General features: G+C 72.4%; 11 protein-coding genes. 4 read left to right on the top strand and 7 right to left on the bottom strand.

The window, feature by feature from the left end; all coding sequences use genetic code 11:
• Nucleotides 1–50 precede the first annotated feature (50 nt).
• Nucleotides 51–1,166 (top strand): winged helix DNA-binding domain-containing protein, encoded by a 1,116-nt coding sequence (locus O1Q96_RS33585; RefSeq protein ID WP_269251738.1) that lies wholly within the window; start codon nucleotides 51–53, stop codon nucleotides 1,164–1,166.
• A 153-nt stretch (nucleotides 1,167–1,319) separates the two neighbouring features.
• Here the strand turns inward: O1Q96_RS33585 and O1Q96_RS33580 are convergent, their stop codons facing one another.
• The 3 genes from O1Q96_RS33580 to O1Q96_RS33570 all read right to left on the bottom strand — a co-directional run bounded on the left by O1Q96_RS33580 (nucleotide 1,320) and on the right by O1Q96_RS33570 (nucleotide 6,496).
• The gene (locus O1Q96_RS33580) at nucleotides 1,320–2,108 is read right to left on the bottom strand and encodes a S1 family serine peptidase (protein WP_269251737.1); all 789 of its coding nucleotides are present in this window, start codon (nucleotides 2,106–2,108) and stop codon (nucleotides 1,320–1,322) included.
• Nucleotides 2,109–2,670: 562 nt separating this feature from the next.
• Nucleotides 2,671–5,541, bottom strand: a complete 2,871-nt coding sequence (locus tag O1Q96_RS33575) for a helix-turn-helix transcriptional regulator (protein ID WP_269251736.1) — start codon at nucleotides 5,539–5,541, stop codon at nucleotides 2,671–2,673.
• Between the two features lie 136 nt (nucleotides 5,542–5,677).
• Entirely contained in the window at nucleotides 5,678–6,496 is an 819-nt protein-coding gene (locus tag O1Q96_RS33570) for a helix-turn-helix transcriptional regulator (protein ID WP_269253831.1), read from the bottom strand.
• A 158-nt stretch (nucleotides 6,497–6,654) separates the two neighbouring features.
• Here O1Q96_RS33570 and O1Q96_RS33565 point away from each other — a divergent pair, with 158 nt between their 5' ends.
• Both O1Q96_RS33565 and O1Q96_RS33560 read left to right on the top strand, forming a co-directional pair.
• Nucleotides 6,655–8,340 carry an AMP-binding protein gene (locus O1Q96_RS33565; protein WP_269251735.1) on the top strand — a complete coding sequence of 562 codons (1,686 nt, stop codon included), beginning with the start codon at nucleotides 6,655–6,657 and terminating at the stop codon, nucleotides 8,338–8,340.
• Between the two features lie 5 nt (nucleotides 8,341–8,345).
• Complete coding sequence (locus O1Q96_RS33560) at nucleotides 8,346–9,965, top strand: AMP-binding protein (RefSeq protein WP_269253830.1); 1,620 nt, start codon at nucleotides 8,346–8,348, stop codon at nucleotides 9,963–9,965.
• On the opposite strand, the gene O1Q96_RS33555 is transcribed toward O1Q96_RS33560, so the two are convergent.
• Together O1Q96_RS33555 and O1Q96_RS33550 are read right to left on the bottom strand one after the other, a co-directional pair.
• A complete protein-coding gene (locus tag O1Q96_RS33555) occupies nucleotides 9,962–10,495 on the bottom strand; it encodes a GNAT family N-acetyltransferase (protein ID WP_269251734.1) in 534 nt (177 codons plus the stop codon). The two genes, O1Q96_RS33560 and O1Q96_RS33555, sit on opposite strands and share 4 nt — an antisense overlap.
• Nucleotides 10,496–10,533: 38 nt before the next feature.
• Nucleotides 10,534–11,463 carry a hypothetical protein gene (locus O1Q96_RS33550; RefSeq protein WP_269251733.1) on the bottom strand — a complete coding sequence of 310 codons (930 nt, stop codon included), beginning with the start codon at nucleotides 11,461–11,463 and terminating at the stop codon, nucleotides 10,534–10,536.
• A gap of 257 nt (nucleotides 11,464–11,720) precedes the next feature.
• On the opposite strand from O1Q96_RS33550, the gene gcl reads away from it, so the two are divergent.
• Nucleotides 11,721–13,505, top strand: a complete 1,785-nt coding sequence (gcl, locus tag O1Q96_RS33545) for a glyoxylate carboligase (protein ID WP_269251732.1) — start codon at nucleotides 11,721–11,723, stop codon at nucleotides 13,503–13,505.
• 1,015 nt (nucleotides 13,506–14,520) lie between these two features.
• On the opposite strand, the gene O1Q96_RS33540 is transcribed toward gcl, so the two are convergent.
• Complete coding sequence (locus O1Q96_RS33540; protein ID WP_269251731.1) at nucleotides 14,521–15,435, bottom strand: 2-hydroxy-3-oxopropionate reductase; 915 nt, start codon at nucleotides 15,433–15,435, stop codon at nucleotides 14,521–14,523.
• Nucleotides 15,436–15,502: 67 nt separating this feature from the next.
• Nucleotides 15,503–16,360: a TIM barrel protein gene (locus O1Q96_RS33535; RefSeq protein ID WP_269251730.1), complete on the bottom strand. Its 858-nt coding sequence runs from the start codon at nucleotides 16,358–16,360 to the stop codon at nucleotides 15,503–15,505.
• Nucleotides 16,361–16,695 lie beyond the last annotated feature (335 nt).

Below are 16,695 nucleotides of genomic sequence, written 5' to 3'. Positions count from 1 at the left end.
GCAAGGATCGCGGACAGAAGGTGTCCGCAAGTCCCGATAGCGTGCGGAGCATGACGAAGACCTCGACCGCCCCCGTGCTGAGTGCCCGTGAGCTGAACCGCGCGACCCTGGACCGGCAGCTGCTCCTGCGCCGGGCCGCGATGTCCGCGACGGACGCCGTCGAGCACCTCGTCGGCCTCCAGGCCCAGAACGTGAAGCCTCCCTACTACGCGCTCGCCGCCCGCCTGGAGGGCTTTGACCCCGAAGAGTTGTCCACGGCGATGGACGCGCGGGAGGTCGTGCGCATCGTCACCATGCGTTCCACCATCCACACCCACACCGCCGACGACTGCCTCACCCTGCGCCCGCTCGTGCAGGCCGCCCGCGAACGCGAGCTGTACGGCTTCCGCAAGGGCCTCGTCGGAGTGGACCTCGACCGGCTCGCCTCGATCAGCCGGGAGCTGGTCGAGGCCGAGCCGCGCACGATGAAGCAGTTGCGGGAGGCGCTGCTCGTCGAGTGGCCCGACGCCGATCCCCTGGCCCTCGCCGTCGCGGCCCGCTGCAGGCTGCCTCTCGTCCAGGTCACCCCGCGCGGGCTGTGGGGCCGCAGCGGACAGGTCGCGCTCACCACCGCCGAGCACTGGCTCGGCAGGCCCGCCGAACCGGTTCCCGCCCCCGACGCCACCGTCCTGCGCTATCTCGCCGCCTTCGGCCCCGCCTCCGTCATGGACATGCAGGCCTGGGCCGGCCTGACCCGGCTCCGCGAGGCCTTCGAACGGCTCCGGCCCCAGCTGGTCACCTTCGCCGACGAGCGCGGGGTCGAGCTCTTCGACCTGCCCGACGCGCCCCGGCCCGACGCGGACACCCCGGCGCCCGCGCGGCTGCTGCCCGAGTTCGACAATCTGCTCCTCTCGCACGCCGACCGCTCCCGCGTGGTGTCCCCCGAGTACAAGGGCCGTACCTGGCAGGGCAATCAGGCCCACCGCGCCCTGCTCGTCGACGGATTCCTGGAGGGGGTGTGGCGGCTGGAGGAGACCGGCGACCGGGCCGTGCTCACCATCGAGCCCTTCGGCACACTCACCCGGCGACAGCGCGAAGAGGCGGTCGAGGAGGCGGCACGGATGCTCACGGCGCTGCGTGGCTCGTCCTCGTACGACATCCGGTTCGGGACCGTCGTACGCGGCTGACGGTGGGCGGACGGGCCCAGATGGCGCCGGGCAGTGGAAAGGGGGCGTTGCGGGCCGCTCGTGGAGGCCCGCAACGCCCCCTGGCTCAACCTGAGTCGTGCTCAGGGAGTTTTCGGGACGGAAGCGATCAGCAGGACGATCGCCTGTCGGTTGCTAGGAGTTGACCTGCGTCGTCACCAGACTGGAGAAGGTCGTCAGGCGGGTGTAGACGCCCGGGTAGGCGGCGTCCGCGCAGCCGTAGCCCCACGAGGTGATGCCGGCGAGCTTGCCGCCGATGACGAGGGGGCCGCCGCTGTCGCCCTGGCAGGTGTCCACGCCGCCGGAGGTGTAGCCGGCGCAGACCATGTCGGAGGCGATGTAGGACGAGCCGTACGCCGAGGAGCAGTTGGCGTTGGACACGGTCGGAACGGTGGCGGTGCGCAGCTGGTTGGAGGAGGAGCCGCCCGAACTGGTCGTGCCCCAGCCGAGGATGCGGGCGGTGGCGCCGGCCGCGTACACGCCGGTCTCGGAGGAGGAGACGTAGCTGATGGGCGTGTACGGCATCGACGTCGACAGGGTCAGGACGGCGACGTCGTCACCGCTCTCGGCGTCCGAGTAGCTCGGGTGGATCCATATCTTGCTGACCTGGGCGACGGTGCCGTTGGTGCCGTTGCGGTAGGTACGGCCGCCGACCACACGGGTGTTGCTCGTGGTTCTGCCGACCATGCAGTGGGCCGCCGTGACGACCTTGGTGGCCGACACCAGGGTGCCGCCGCAGAACTGGCTCTGCGAGGCGTTGGTGATCTGCATGACGTACGGGTACGCGGACGCCGTGGTCGTCGAACCGCCGACGATGGGCTGGGGGGCGGCGCTCGCGGTGGTGGCGCCGAGCAGACAGGTCGTCGCGGCGGCGGCCGCCGCGGTGACAGCGGCGGCCTTCTTGGCAAAAGTGAGCCCGAACATGGATCTCCTCAGGAGTGCCGGTGGGGGGTGCACTGTGGGGGTGGAGCGACAGCCTGCGGGGCGGGTCCCACGCTAGAAGCGCACGGGGAGTACCCCCAATGAGGGAACTCCCTGCGGGAGTTGCCGAGGGATAACCCTCGGTCGCCGCCCGGTCGCTGCCCGGTGACCGCCCGGCCTTCGTCACATGCCCGGCCGTCCCGTCGCCGGCCGTTCCCCGTGTGGACGCCTTGATACCGGGGATCCTGCCGGGAGCCGGGAGCCGGGAGCCGGGAGCCGGGAGCCGGGAGCCGGGAGCCGGGAGCCGGGAGCCGGGAGCCGGGAGCCGGGCCGGCAGGAGCGGCATCGTCTCGGGCAGGGGGCCCGACGGCCGGACCGGCCTGCGGCCTCGCCCCGGCGCCGACACGCATCGGCTCAGGCCGTGGGCGTCCCCAGCGCCCCGAACGGCTGCGCCCCGAACGGCTGCGCCCCGTACGACTGCGCCCCGTACGACTGCGCCCCGCGCGAGGGAGCCGTCGCCCGGGGGAGGGCTCCGAAGGGCGCGGTGCCCGGCCGTGGGCGGGGTTCAGTCGCCCCGCTGTTGCCCCGCGGCCAGTCGTACGATGTCGACCCGGGACCGGATCCCCAGCTTCCGGTAGACGCGGGTGAGCGTCGCCTCGACCGTCTTCACGCTGATGTACAGGCGCGCGGCGATCTCGCGGTTCGTGGCGCCCTCCAGGACGAGCGCCGCGACCTGACGCTCCGTCGAGGCCAGCCGGTCCAGGTGTGGCAGCACGGACTCGGGAACGGTCGGAGCGGAGGCAGCCGGGGCGGTGCCGGCCAGGACCGCCGCGTCCAGCTGCCGAAGCCAGGGCACCGCCTTGCAGCGGCGGAACAGCCGCGCCGCCTCGTCGTACGAGCCCCGCCCCGACTGCTCGGCGCGCAGCCGGGCCAGCGCGAGGGCGGCACGCGCCTCCTCGAGCCCGTATCCGAGCTGCGCCAGCCGGTCCTGCGCCGAGGTCAACTGCTCCGCGGCCGCCTCGTGATGGCCTGCCGCGGCCTTCACGAGGGCCTCGGCCCGGTCCAGCACGGCCAGGACACTCGCCCGCCGCAACCGGACCGCGTGCTCGCGTGTGGCGGTGATGACGTCCTGCGCCTCCGCGGGCTCGCCGATGAGGACGAGCGCCTCGGCGAGATCGCCGTGCCAGCGGCCGCGTGCGGGGTCGAAGATGCCGATGCCCTGCTCCAACTCCCGTGCCCTGCGCAGGGACTCGACCGTCCCGGCGGCGTCCCCCGCCACCAGCCGGGCATGCCCCAGCGCGCCCAGGGCCCGGGAGAGGTAGATCAGGTCGCCGTCGTCCTCGGCCCGGCGCACCGCGTCCGCGGCCAGCGCGAGCGCCCGGTGCACATCGCCGCCCGCGGCCTCGGCGAGCGAGGTGAACATGTTGCCCGCGGCCTCGCCGATGCCGGTGTCCCGGGCGAGCCGCAGACTCTCGTGGGCGAGGTCGAGCGCCCGGCCGCAGTGCCCGGAGCGCAGCTCGGTCTCGGCGAGCCCGCGCAGGAAGTGCACCTCGCTCTCGACGATGCCGCGCCGGCGCACCTCGCCGAGCAGCCGGGTGATCGTGGCCCGGGCGTCGGTGAGCTGGTCGCTCATGATGAGCCAGCGGAAGCGGGTGGCGCCCGCGCCGTTGTGGTCGCAGGCCACCCGCAGGTCCTGCGGTTCCGCGAGGGCCTTCTCGAGCGTCGCCGGGGCCGCTGGATGGCCCATCAGGGTCTCCATCTGGGCCTGGAAGGACAGGGCGAGCAGCTCGGTGCTCCGGTCACCCGCGGTGGCGGCGAGCCGTGCCGCGTGGGCGGCCTCCTCGCGGCCCTTCGCCATCTCTCCCTCCACCAGCAGCGCCCGCCAGGCCAGTTGGTAGCGGACCAGCGCGAGCAGCCGCGGATCGTCGCCCGCGTCTGCGAGAGCCTGCGGGAACACCGCCTCGACATCGGCCATCGCCTGCCCGGCCGAGTCGATCACGACCATCCAGGCCCGTACCCGGACGGCCGCGTCCGTCGCCCGGTCCAGGACGTCACGGGCCACCTCTCGGGCCAGGTCGATCTGGCCCGAGGTCAGCGCGTCCTCGGCGGACCGCAGCCGGCGTTCGTCCGCACCGGGCCGGCCGTCCGCGGGGGTGTGCCGGGCGGCGAGCAGCCCGAGCTGGGCCGCCACCGAGGGGGCGCCGCGGTCCCGGGCCAGCGCCGCCGCCTCGGAGAGACGGGCGGCGACCTCCTCGTCGGTGCCGGTGGTGGCCAGCGCGAGATGCCGGGCCCGCTCGATCGGATCGGAGGCGGCCGTGGACAGGGCCGCGTGCGCGGCCCGCCGCTCCTGGGGTGTCGCCTGCGCGTACAGCGCGGCGGAGACGAGCGGATGCGCGAAACGCACCGCCCCCTCCTGGCCGTCCGGCCCGTGGCTGTCCGGGCCCAGGGCCGCCACGAGCCCGAGCGAGGCCGCTAGGGCGATCTCCGCCTCCACGTTCCTACGGCCCGCGGCCGCCAGCAGTGCCTGGGTGGGGCGGGCTCCCGCGCTCGCCACGAGAAGCGTCCGGCGGGCCTCGGCGGACAGCAGGTCCAGTCGGCTGAGTACGAGGGCGCGCAGCGAGGTGGGCACCGGCAGTGGCTCGCCGGGCCGGTGCGGCGTCGTGCTCTCGGCCAGCGCGCGGCCGAGCTCCAGCGCGAACAGCGGGTTGCCGCCGCTGGTGTGGTGGATGTCCCGCAGGGTCGAGCGGCGCAGGCCCGTGTGGCCGCGGTTGGTGAGCAGCTCGGCGATCTGCGGGTGGGACAGCGGGGTCAGCCGCAGGGCCAGCGTCTCCGGCGGATACGCGCGTAGATACGGGTCGTGCTCCTGTTCCTTCGGTTCGGTGCCGGTACGCACCGCGCCGAGCATCCGTACCGGCATTCCGCCGAGGCGACGGGCGGCGAACCCGAGCAGTTCGGCGCTGGGCGCGTCGAGCCACTGCAGGTCGTCGGCGACGAGGAGCACCGGCCCCTTGGCAGCCAGAGCGCGCAGCACCGACAGCACGGCGAGCCGCAGCGCCAGGCCGTCCTGGTGCAGGGACGATTCGGCGCGGCCGGTGAGGGCCGCCTCGAGCGCGGCCTGCTGCGGTGCGGGCAGGGCGTCGGCGACCTCGTCGGCGACAAGGCCGAGCAGATCGACCAGAGCCAGGAACGGGAGATGGGATTCCGACTCGGTGGCGGAGCAGCGCAACACAGTCCGGGCCGATTCGGCGTATTCCGCAGCCATTGCCCGCAGGACGGTCGACTTTCCTATTCCGGGCGGACCGTGCAAGAGGAGGCTGCCGCCTCGCGAGAGCTGCTCGCGTGCTCGTCCCAGCAGCTCGTCCCGCCCGACGACCTGCTCGGAAAGGGGTCTGACAGGCTCCTCGAAATCCCGTCGCACGCGCACCGCTCCCCTCATGTCGTGTTCGGATCAATATTATGCAAAGAGCTTCTGAATTTCGGGGGGTTGCGCCGTGAGGGAAATAACAGAGATTCGGTATACGGGATTTCAGGCTGCCTGTGCATGTATACGACGCGCGGGGAGGTACGGACCTTCACGGCAGCAGCCCCGCCGTCCGCGCCGCCACCACGGCCTCCAGCCTGGTGTGTGCGCCCAGCTTGCGCATCGCGGACCGTAGATAGGCCTTGACCGTCTCGGAGCGCAGCCCGAGCCGCTCCCCGGCGCCCGCATTGGTCGTACCGACGGCCACACAGGCGAGAACGTCCAGCTCACGAGGGGTGAGCCGGACTTCCGGGGCCGACGGCGTCCGACCGGGTGAGGCAGCCAGCGTCTCGCAGACCGAGAGAAGCTCGGCCCGCAGTACGGGGTCCACGAGGCGCGGGGCCAGCGCGCGCAGCGCCCCGTGCGCTTCCCGGAGCCGCTCCCACGCCGCGCCCTCCGGCCCTCCGGGCCCCACCGGCCCCCCGGCGACCCCCGGCGTGCGCGCCGCCGCCAGCAGTCCGTACGCCTCGTCCCGTACGACCAGCGACTGCTCCACGTCCCGCGCCGCCTCCACCGCCGCGGCCAGCGTCCGGTCGCCCAGCGGCTGGGCCGTGCGCAGGGCGCCGTACAGGACGCCGCGCACCCGGCGGCGTACGACGACCGGCACGGCGAGGACGGACCGCAGCCCCTCCGCGGCCACCGCGCTGTCGTACTCGTGGCTGATCCGACGCGAGGAGGAGTAGTCCGTGACGGCGCACGGCCGGGCGAGGGCGACCGCCTTGCCGCCCAGGCCGTTGCCCGACGACACGGCGAGCGCGCTCAGGGCCGCCGTCGCCGTGCCGTTCAGCTCGCTGATCCGCACCTGCCCGCGGCCCGGCTCCACCAGACCGCCGAAGGCGACGGGCAGCCCCGTCGCCCGGCGCAGGCGCATCAGCGCGCCGCGCAGTTCCACCGCTTCGGTCACGCCAGCCGCCACGTGCTCGTCCCTTCACCGCTGCGCACCCCCCGTTCGGGGGTAGTGAGACCCGCATCACGGATTACACGATGTGAGTGAGCCGCCCGGCAATGGTCCGGGTCCGAGGAGGACAGATGACTACGCCGCCGACGACGCCGACGGAGCGCTTCCGCAGCGCGCGGGACTTCCTTCTGGAACACCGCGAGGACTACGCCACGGCCTGCGCGGGCTTCTCCTGGCCCCGCCCGGAGTACTTCAACTGGGCACTCGACTGGTTCGACGCCATCGCGGACGGCAACGGCCGGACCGCGCTGCACATCGTCGAGGAGGACGGCAGCGAGACCAGGCTGTCCTTCGAGGAGCTGTCCGTGCTCTCCGGCCGGGCCGCGGGATGGCTGCGCGGGCTGGGCGTGCGTGCCGGGGACCGGATCCTGGTCATGCTGGGGAACCAGGCCGAGCTGTGGGTGACGGCGCTCGCCGCGATGAAGCTGCGCGCGGTCGTCATCCCCGCCACGCCGCTGCTGGGCCCGGCCGACCTGCGGGACCGCGTCGAACGGGGCCGGGTCCGCCATGTGATCGTGCGCGCCGAGGACACCGGCAAGTTCGACGAGGTGCCCGGCGGCTACACGCGCGTCGTGGTCGGCGGCGAGCAGCCGGGATGGCATCCCTACGAGGACGTCCACCGCCACGACCACGGCCCCTTCAGGCCGGACGGCCCGACCCGCGCCGACGACCCCCTGATGCTCTACTTCACCTCGGGCACCACCGCCCGCCCCAAACTCGTCGAGCACACCCATGTGTCGTACCCGGTCGGCCACTTGGCGACCATGTACTGGATCGGCCTCAAGCCCGGGGACGTGCACCTGAACATCTCCTCGCCCGGCTGGGCCAAGCACGCCTGGTCGAACCTCTTCGCCCCCTGGAACGCGGAGGCGACCGTCTTCCTCCACAACTACACGCGCTTCGACCCGGGCCGGCTGATGGCCGAGATGGACCGCGCGGGCGTGACGACCTTCTGTGCTCCTCCCACCGTCTGGCGCATGCTCATCCAGTCCGACCTCAGCCGACTGCGTACGCCGCCGCGGGAGGCCGTCGCCGCCGGTGAGCCGCTCAACCCCGAGGTCATCGAGCAGGTGCGCAGGGCGTGGGGCGTCACCATCAGGGACGGCTTCGGGCAGACCGAGACGGCCGTGCAGGTGTCCAACAGCCCTGGCCAGCCACTGAAGACAGGGTCGATGGGGCGGCCGAGCCCGGGCTTCGAGGTCGAGCTGCTCGACCCGGTGTCGGGCGCGCCGGGCGCAGCCGAGGGCGAGATCGCGCTCGACCTGTCCGCACGGCCCGTGGGCCTGATGACCGGCTATCACGGTGACCCGGACCGCACGGCCGAGGCCATGGCGGGCGGTTACTACCGCACCGGAGACATCGGCTCGCGCGACGAGGACGGTTACATCACGTACGTGGGGCGGGCCGACGACGTCTTCAAGGCCTCCGACTACAAGATCTCGCCGTTCGAGCTGGAGAGCGCGCTCCTGGAGCACGAGGCCGTCGCGGAGGCCGCCGTCGTGCCCGCGCCGGACGAGCTGCGGCTCGCGGTCCCGAAGGCGTACATCGTGCTGGCGGACGGCTGGGAGCCGGGACCCGACACCGCGAAGGTGCTCTTCGAGCACGCGCGCACGGTCCTCGCCCCGTACAAGCGGGTCCGCCGACTGGAGTTCGGCGAACTGCCCAAGACCGTGTCCGGGAAGATCAGGCGGATCGAGCTGCGCGAGGCCACGGCCGCGGGTTCGGACGCGGAGTACCGCGAGGAGGACTTCCGGTGAGTGAACTGTCGTACGCGCACGGAACGAGCGGCACGCCGCTGGCCGGCGCCACCATCGGCGCCGACCTGGACCGGGCGGTGGCGGCCTGGCCGGAACGGGAGGTGCTCGTCGACGTGCCGTCCGGGCGGCGCTGGACGTACGCCCGCTTCTCCGCGGACGTCGACCGGCTGGCCCGCGCGCTGCTCGCGAGCGGAGTCGCCAAGGGCGACCGGGTGGGCATCTGGGCCGTCAACTGCCCCGAGTGGGTCCTCGTCCAGTACGCCACCGCCCGCATCGGCGCGATCATGGTGAACATCAACCCGGCGTACCGCACCCACGAGGTCGAGTACGTCCTCAGGCAGGCCGGGATCTCCCTGCTCTTCGCCTCCCTCAGCCACAAGTCGAGCGACTACCGGGCCATGGTCGGTCAAGTGCAGGGCAACTGCCCCGAGTTGCGCGAGACCGTGTACATCGGGGATCCGAGCTGGGACGCGCTGGTCGGACGCGGGACACCCGAGCTGCGACAGGAACTGCTGGCACGTGCGGGTGAACTGTCCTGCGACGACCCGATCAACATCCAGTACACGTCGGGCACGACGGGATTCCCCAAGGGAGCGACGCTCTCCCACCACAACATCCTCAACAACGGATACTTCGTGGGGGAGTCGATCGCCTACACCGAGCAGGACCGGATCTGCGTTCCCGTGCCCTTCTACCACTGCTTCGGCATGGTGATGGGCAACCTCGCCGCCACCTCCCACGGCGCGTGCATCGTCGTCCCGGCGCCGTCCTTCGATCCCACGGCCACGCTCCGCGCGGTCCAGGAGGAGGGGTGCACCTCGCTGTACGGCGTACCGACGATGTTCATCGCGGAGCTGAACCTCCCGGACTTCGCGACGTACGACCTGTCCTCACTGCGGACCGGCATCATGGCGGGCTCGCCCTGCCCGGTCGAGGTGATGAAGCGGGTGGTCTCCGAGATGCACATGGCCGAGGTGTCCATCTGCTACGGCATGACCGAGACCTCGCCCGTGTCCCTCCAGACGCGCCGCGACGACGACCTGGAGCACCGCACCGGCACGGTCGGGCGCGTCCTGCCGCACATCGAGGTCAAGGTCGTCGACCCCGCGACCGGGGTGACCCTGCCGCGCGGCTCGGCGGGCGAACTGTGCACCCGGGGCTACAGCGTGATGCTCGGCTACTGGGACGAGCCCGAGAAGACCGCCGAAGCCGTCGACCCCGGGCGGTGGATGCACACCGGCGACCTGGCGGTGATGCTCGACGACGGATACGTACAGATCGTCGGCCGCATCAAGGACATGATCATCCGGGGTGGCGAGAACATCTACCCGCGCGAGATCGAGGAGTTCCTGTACGCGCATCCGAAGATCGCGGACGTGCAGGTGGTGGGCGTGGCCCATGAGCGGTACGGCGAGGAGGTGCTCGCCTGCGTCATCCCGCGCGACCCCGGCGACCCGCCGACGCCGGAGGAGCTGCGGGCCTTCTGCGAGGGCCGGCTGGCGCACTACAAGGTGCCCAGCCGGCTGCGGATCATGGAGTCCTTCCCGATGACGGTGTCCGGGAAGGTGCGGAAGATCGAGCTGCGGGAGAAGTTCGCGGACGCGGACGTCCGCGACACCCCCTAGGGAGTCGGCCGCTGTCCGGCCGGCTCCGTGGCCCGGTGCATGCACACCCGGGGCCAGCGGTCGAGACCGTGCTCGGCCTCCGCGGCCCGGATGCGCCGCAGCCCCGGGGTGAGTTCGGGTCCGGCCAGGACGCGGAAGCCGAGACGCTCGTAGTAGGGCGCGTTCCAGGGGACCTCCGCGAAGGTGGTCAGCGTGAGGGCGGCCAGGCCCTGTTCGCGAGCCCGGTCCGCGGCGTACGCGATCAGGGTCCGGCCCACGCCCCGGTGTGCGGCGTCGGGGTGGACGGAGACCTGCTCGATGTGGAAGGCGCCGTCCACCGGTTCGCCGATCAGGTAGGCGACGGGCCCGCCGGTGGCGTCCTCGGCGACCCAGGCATGGCCCGCCTGCGTGAAGCGCTCCAGGACGTCGAGCGGGGGCGGTTCGTCGTCGGCGACCTCCGGCATGCCGAAGAGGCGGAAGGGTTCGCCCGCGGCGCGTTCGATGTCCTGGAGCACTGGGAGGTCGGCGGTGGTGGCCACTCTGACGGTCATGAGACCAAGTATGTGGCTGGGCGGGGGAGTTGGAGGGGTCAGGCGCCGGTCGCGACGAGTTCGTCGGCGAGGCTGTTCGCTGCCTGCGGGGTGCCCGTGAGGTCCAGTACGAACAGGGGGATGCCCAGCGAGTCGGCGCACGCGCGGGCGTCGTCCTCGTATCCGGCCAGCGAGAAGTAGACGCAGCCCGCCGATTCCGTCATCGCCGTCAGCCAGAGGCACTCCACGTCCCGCAGGGAGGCCGGTCGCACGGTCGGATCCACCTGGGCGACGACCCCGCGGGCCGCGAGACCGATACCGGAGGGCGGCCGCTGGTCGGCCCGCCGGATGTCCCGGTAGCCGAGCCAGCGCAGGTACAGCGCGGCGGCCGTCACGGCGTCACGGGCCGTGCGGATGGTCACCGGCTGGAACGCAGGGCGGGGGGCCGGTTCGGTGCGGGGGAGCGGGATGGCCGCCGGGAGACGCCTGGGCCGGGGCTTCGGGGACTGGTGGCCCACGCCCTCCCGTGCGGTTTCCGGGGCGTCGCCGGTCTCCGTGCCGTCGCCTCCTTCCCCGCCGCTCCCGCGGCCCGGGCCGCCCGAGCCGTCCGTGGCGGAGGGGCGCGGTGCGTCATGGGCGGCCGGGACGTCCGTACCGGGGGCGCGGGGTGCGTCATGGGCGGCGGGTCGCGCAGCCGGGTCCGTCCCCTCGGCGCGCTCGCCGGGACCGGCCTCCGTCACCGGCACCCGCAGGACCGTCCCGCACGGGCAGCCGACCTCCGGGCGGGGCCACTGGTCCTCGCGTCCGCAGGACACGCAGCGGATCGTCACCCAGCCCTCGTCCCAGGTGTGGTGGGTGACGGACTCGGCGCGGGCCCGCCGGTCGAGGACGGGCGCGACCGGCGCACCGCACGCACACGGATACGTCGGCGCCGCATAGACGTGCTCGCGCCGGCAGGCCGGACACCGCACCGGCACGCTCTCGGACATGACCCTCTCCAGAACACCGTGACACCACATCGGGACAGCCCCTCCATCGTCCACCGGAACGCCGCGCTCCGGCAGTGAATCGATCGGAAGCGCCGCGATTGCGCCACCCCCGGGTCCGTCGTCGACCCTTGACGCCCTCCGGCCTCCCACCTACATTGCTTCCAGATAGTAGAAGTTAGTTTCCGTAATACGGAATTTGAAGCTCTCCGCGGGGCGCGACGGGAGCCCGAATCCGACGGCCGAAGCAGGAGTACGCAATGGCTCGTATGACCGCTGCCCGCGCGGCAGTTGAGATCCTCAAGCGCGAGGGCGTCACCAGTGCGTTCGGTGTCCCGGGCGCGGCGATCAACCCCTTCTACGCGGCGCTGCAGGCCTCCGGTGGCATCAGCCACACCCTCGCCAGGCACGTGGAGGGCGCCTCCCACATGGCGGAGGGCTACACCCGCACCGCCCCCGGCAACATCGGCGTCTGTATCGGCACGTCCGGCCCGGCCGGCACCGACATGATCACCGGCCTGTACTCCGCGACCGGCGACTCCGTCCCGATCCTGTGCATCACCGGCCAGGCCCCGACCGCCGTGATCCACAAGGAGGACTTCCAGGCCGTCGACATCGCGTCGATCGCCAGGCCGGTCGCCAAGATGGCGGTCACCGTCCTGGAGGCCGCGCAGGTCCCGGGCGTCTTCCAGCAGGCCTTCCATCTGATGCGCTCGGCCCGCCCGGGCCCCGTCCTGATCGACCTCCCGATCGACGTCCAGCTCACGGAGATCGAGTTCGACCCCGGGACGTACGAGCCGCTGCCGGTCTACAAGCCGGCCGCGACCCGCGCCCAGGTCGAGAAGGCGCTCACGCTCCTCAACGAGTCCGAGCGTCCCCTGATCGTCGCCGGCGGCGGCATCATCAACGCTGACGCCTCCGAACTCCTCGTCGAATTCGCCGAGTTGACCGGCGTCCCGGTGGTGCCGACCCTCATGGGCTGGGGTATCGTCCCCGACGACCACGAGCTCAACGCCGGCATGGTGGGTCTGCAGACCTCGCACCGCTACGGCAACGCGACCTTCCTGGAGTCCGACTTCGTGCTCGGCATCGGAAACCGCTGGGCCAACCGCCACACCGGGAAACTGGACGTCTACACCGCCGGCCGGAAGTTCGTGCACGTCGACATCGAGCCGACCCAGATCGGCCGGATCTTCGCCCCGGACTACGGCATCGCCTCCGACGCCGGGGCCGCGCTCGAACTGTTCGTCGAGGTGGCCCGGGAGCTGAAGGCCGCGGGCAGGCTGCCCGACCGGTCCGCGTGGGCCCGGTCCGCGCAGGAGAGGAAGGCGACCCTCCAGCGCCGTACGCACTTCGACGACATCCCGATCAAGCCGCAGCGGGTCTACGAGGAGATGAACAAGGCCTTCGGCCCGGAGACGCGGTACGTCACCACGATCGGCCTCTCGCAGATCGCCGGCGCGCAGATGCTGCACGTCTACCGGCCGCGGCACTGGATCAACTGCGGTCAGGCGGGCCCGCTCGGCTGGACCGTCCCGGCCGCACTCGGCGTCGCCAAGGCCGACCCCGAGGCGCAGGTGGTCGCGCTGTCCGGCGACTACGACTTCCAGTTCATGATCGAGGAACTGGCCGTCGGGGCGCAGCACCGGATCCCGTACGTCCACGTCCTGGTGAACAACGCGTACCTCGGCCTGATCCGCCAGGCCCAGCGGGCGTTCGACATCGACTTCCAGGTCAACCTGGAGTTCGAGAACGTCAACTCGCCCGAGCTGGGCGTGTACGGGGTCGATCACGTGAAGGTCGTCGAAGGGCTCGGCTGCAAGGCGATCCGCGTCACCGACCCGAGCGAGCTGGGCGCGGCCTTCGAGCAGGCGAAGAAGCTCGCCGTCGAATTCAGGGTCCCGGTGGTCGTCGAGGCCATCCTGGAGCGTGTCACCAACATCTCGATGTCCACCACCAACGACATCAGCAACGTCGTGGAGTTCGAGGAGATCGCGACCGAACCGGGCCACGCGCCCACGTCCATCAGGCCCCTGACGGTGTGACCCGACCCGACCCGACCCGACCCGACCTGACCCGACCCGACCCGACCGGATGATCTGACCTGAAGACTGCACGGCCCGTCCGAGCGGACCGGCCCGTGCGATGTGAACAGCCGTCCGACGTCGGCTCGTCGGGCCCGCGGGGAGGCCGAGGCCCCCGTCCTGTGAACCAGGACGGGGGCCTCGCGCCGTGCCCGGCCCGAGCAGCCCCCGCCGCCGCCCGAACCGAACCCGCCGCCCCCGTGTTGCCCCCGTGGTCCCACCCCTGCGGACCCGCCCCCGTGCCGGGCCCGGCCCGTGGTGGCCCACGGTGAGGCCCGCCGCCCCCGTGCCGGCGGGCCCCATGTGCTGAGAATGTGCCCTGGAACACAGTGAGTTGAAGCCCCTGGGCCATGTTCAGAGGTTCATTTGAGGGTTCCGTAGCCGGGGTACGCCCACCGGCGTACGTACGGGGCCGTGCGCGAGCGGGGCTCCGGCGGCCCGGCCGGACGGTCGGCGGGCCGGGGAGCCGAGGGGCGTCGCGGACGGCGAAGAGCGCCGAGTACGGGGTGTCCGTACTCGGCGCTCTCGGTTCGGGCGCGGGGCCCTGGTTCTCGGTCTTCGTTCTCGGCCGGGACCGCGGCGGCCACGACGGTCCCGGGGCCCCCTTCCCTCATGTCGAGAAGGGGGCCCCGGGGCCTTCACCACCGCACTGGCTCGCTCGCCGCCGCGGTCCTCGTCCTGCCCGCTCGTTCCGTGGACTACCCCTCATCCGGATCCACGGCTCTCGCGGGCGGTGCGCCCCGGGCCGGACCTCCCGTCAGATCCGGGGCGCAGCTCGGGAGTTGATCGAGGGGACCGGTTCACGCGCGGGGCGCGGACCTTCTCCTCACGGACCGGGGCCGGTGGCCCGCAGTCCGTGGTCCGGGCTCCCTGGCCGGGAGTCCGGGGCTCGATCTGGTGCCGGGCGGCGCCGCCGCTTGGGCGCGACAGGACAGGTGTCAGCGCCGGCGCCGCCCGGGGTCTGTGGGGTGGGCCGTCAGACCTGCGCGCCGGAGAGGCGCTCGACCGCGCGCAGCAGCGCGGAGTGGTCCAGGCCGCCGTCGCCCTGTGCGCGCAGCGAGGCCACGAGCTGCGCCACCACGGCACCGACCGGCAGTGCGGCGCCGACGTTGCGGGCGGCGTCCGTGACGATGCCCATGTCCTTGTGGTGCAGGTCGATACGGAAGCCCGGACGGAAGTCGCGCTGAAGGAAGTTGTCCTTCTTGCGCGTCAGCACGGTGGAGCCGGCGAGACCGCCGTTCAGGACGTCGAGGGCCGCCTTCAGGTCGACGCCCGACTTCTCCAGGAAGACCACGGCCTCGGCGCACGCCTGGATGTTGACGGCGACGATCAGCTGGTTGGCGGCCTTGACGGTCTGGCCGGAGCCGTGCGGCCCGCACAGCACGATGGTCCTGCCGAGCGCCTCGAAGATCGGCTCGGCCTGGTCGAAGTCGGCCTGCTCGCCGCCGACCATGATGGACAGGACGGCCTCGACGGCCCCGGCCTCGCCGCCGGACACCGGCGCGTCCAGGACCCGTATGCCCTTGTCCTTCGCCGCCCCTGCCAGGTCCACGGAGGTCTGCGGAGTGATGGAGGACATGTCGATCAGGAGCGCGCCGGACCGCGCGTTCTCGAGGATGCCGTCCGGCCCGTACGCGATGGCCTCGACCTGCGGGGAGGCGGGCACCATCGTGATCACGACGTCCGCGTTCCGCACGGCCTCGGCGATCGAACCGGCCGCCGTGCCGCCCGCGGCGGTCAGCCGGTCCAGCTTGTCCTGCTCCAGGGTGAACCCGGTGACGTCGTATCCGGCCTTGATCAGGTTCTCCGACATGGGGGAACCCATGATGCCGAGGCCGATCCAGGCGATCGTCGGGCGGGGCGGGCGGGGACCGCCGGCAAGGTTGCTCATGGTGAGGGTGCCTCTCTGACTGCTGTGCCGTGTCTGTGCCGTGTCTGTGTCGCGTCTCGGGGGCCGCTCAGCGGGCGGCGCGGGCCTCGCGCGGGAGCCATTCGAAGGCCGCCGCACTGGGCAGGTCGCCCGGCTTGTACTCCAGGCTGACCCAGCCCTCGTAGCCGTGCTTGCGCAGCAGGCCGAGCAGCTCCTCCAGTGGGAGCGAGCCGGTGCCGGGGGCGCCCCGGCCGGGGTTGTCGGCGATCTGGACGTGGCCGGTCCGCGCGGTGTAGCGCTCGATCACCGAGGGCAGGTCCTCGCCGTTCATGGACAGGTGGTAGAGGTCCATCAGGAACCTGGCGTTGCCGAGTCCCGTCGCCTCGTTGACCCTGTCGGCCACGGCGACCGCCGCGGGGGCGCTCACCAGCGGATAGAGCGGCGACTCCGGCTTGTTGAGGGCCTCGATCAGCAGGACCGCGCCGATGCGGTCGGCCGCGCGGGCCGCCAGCACCAGGTTCTCCAGGGCGAGTTCGTCCTGCACGGCCGGGTCGGCGCCCTCGACGCGGTTGCCGTACAGGGCGTTGAGCGCCGTGCAGCCCAGCGACCCCGCGAAGTCCGCGGCCACGTCGATGTTCGTGCGGAAGCGCGCCGACTCCTCGCCGGGGACCGACAGCGCGCCCCGGTCCGGGCCCGGGAGCCGGCCTGCGTAGAAGTTCAGGCCCGTGAGCTGTACGCCCGCGTCCTCGATCGCCTTCTTGAGGGCGTCGAGCTCCGCGCGCCCGGGGTCGGGGGAGTCGGTCCAGGGCCACCAGAGCTCGACCGCGGTGAAGCCCGCCGCGGCGGCGGCCGCGGGGCGCTCCAGGAGCGGGAGCTCCGTGAAGAGGATCGACAGGTTGACGTTGAAGCGCTGCTCTGCGGCTGCATCCATCGAGAAACCGGGCATGTGGGTCGGCGCTCCCTTCCGTGACGAGTAGTTCCGTATTGCGGAAGTTCGTTTCTGCTTGATGGAAAGGCTGCCTGGGTGGGGAGGCCTTGTCAAGAGGGGTCGGCGGGGTTCTCCCGTCCTGGAGTCGGGCGGCGGGCCGGGGCGTCCCGTCCGGGAACCGCTCTCGACGCGTTCCGCCGGGGCCGCGTCCCGGGTGGGCTAGGGTCGCTCTGCGGTCGGCCGCGCCGCGCCGTCCTGAGGCGGGTGGCCGGGCCGGCGGGCGGCGTGACGGCTGACCGGCCGCGCGATGTGCCCCGAGGTGCCCTCGATCCTGCGGGCCGGGGAGACGTACA

The organism is Streptomyces aurantiacus (assembly GCF_027107535.1).
Classification (GTDB): domain Bacteria; phylum Actinomycetota; class Actinomycetes; order Streptomycetales; family Streptomycetaceae; genus Streptomyces.
Note: the sequence above shows the minus strand (reverse complement) of the source record. Positions and strands in the feature narration are given on the sequence as shown.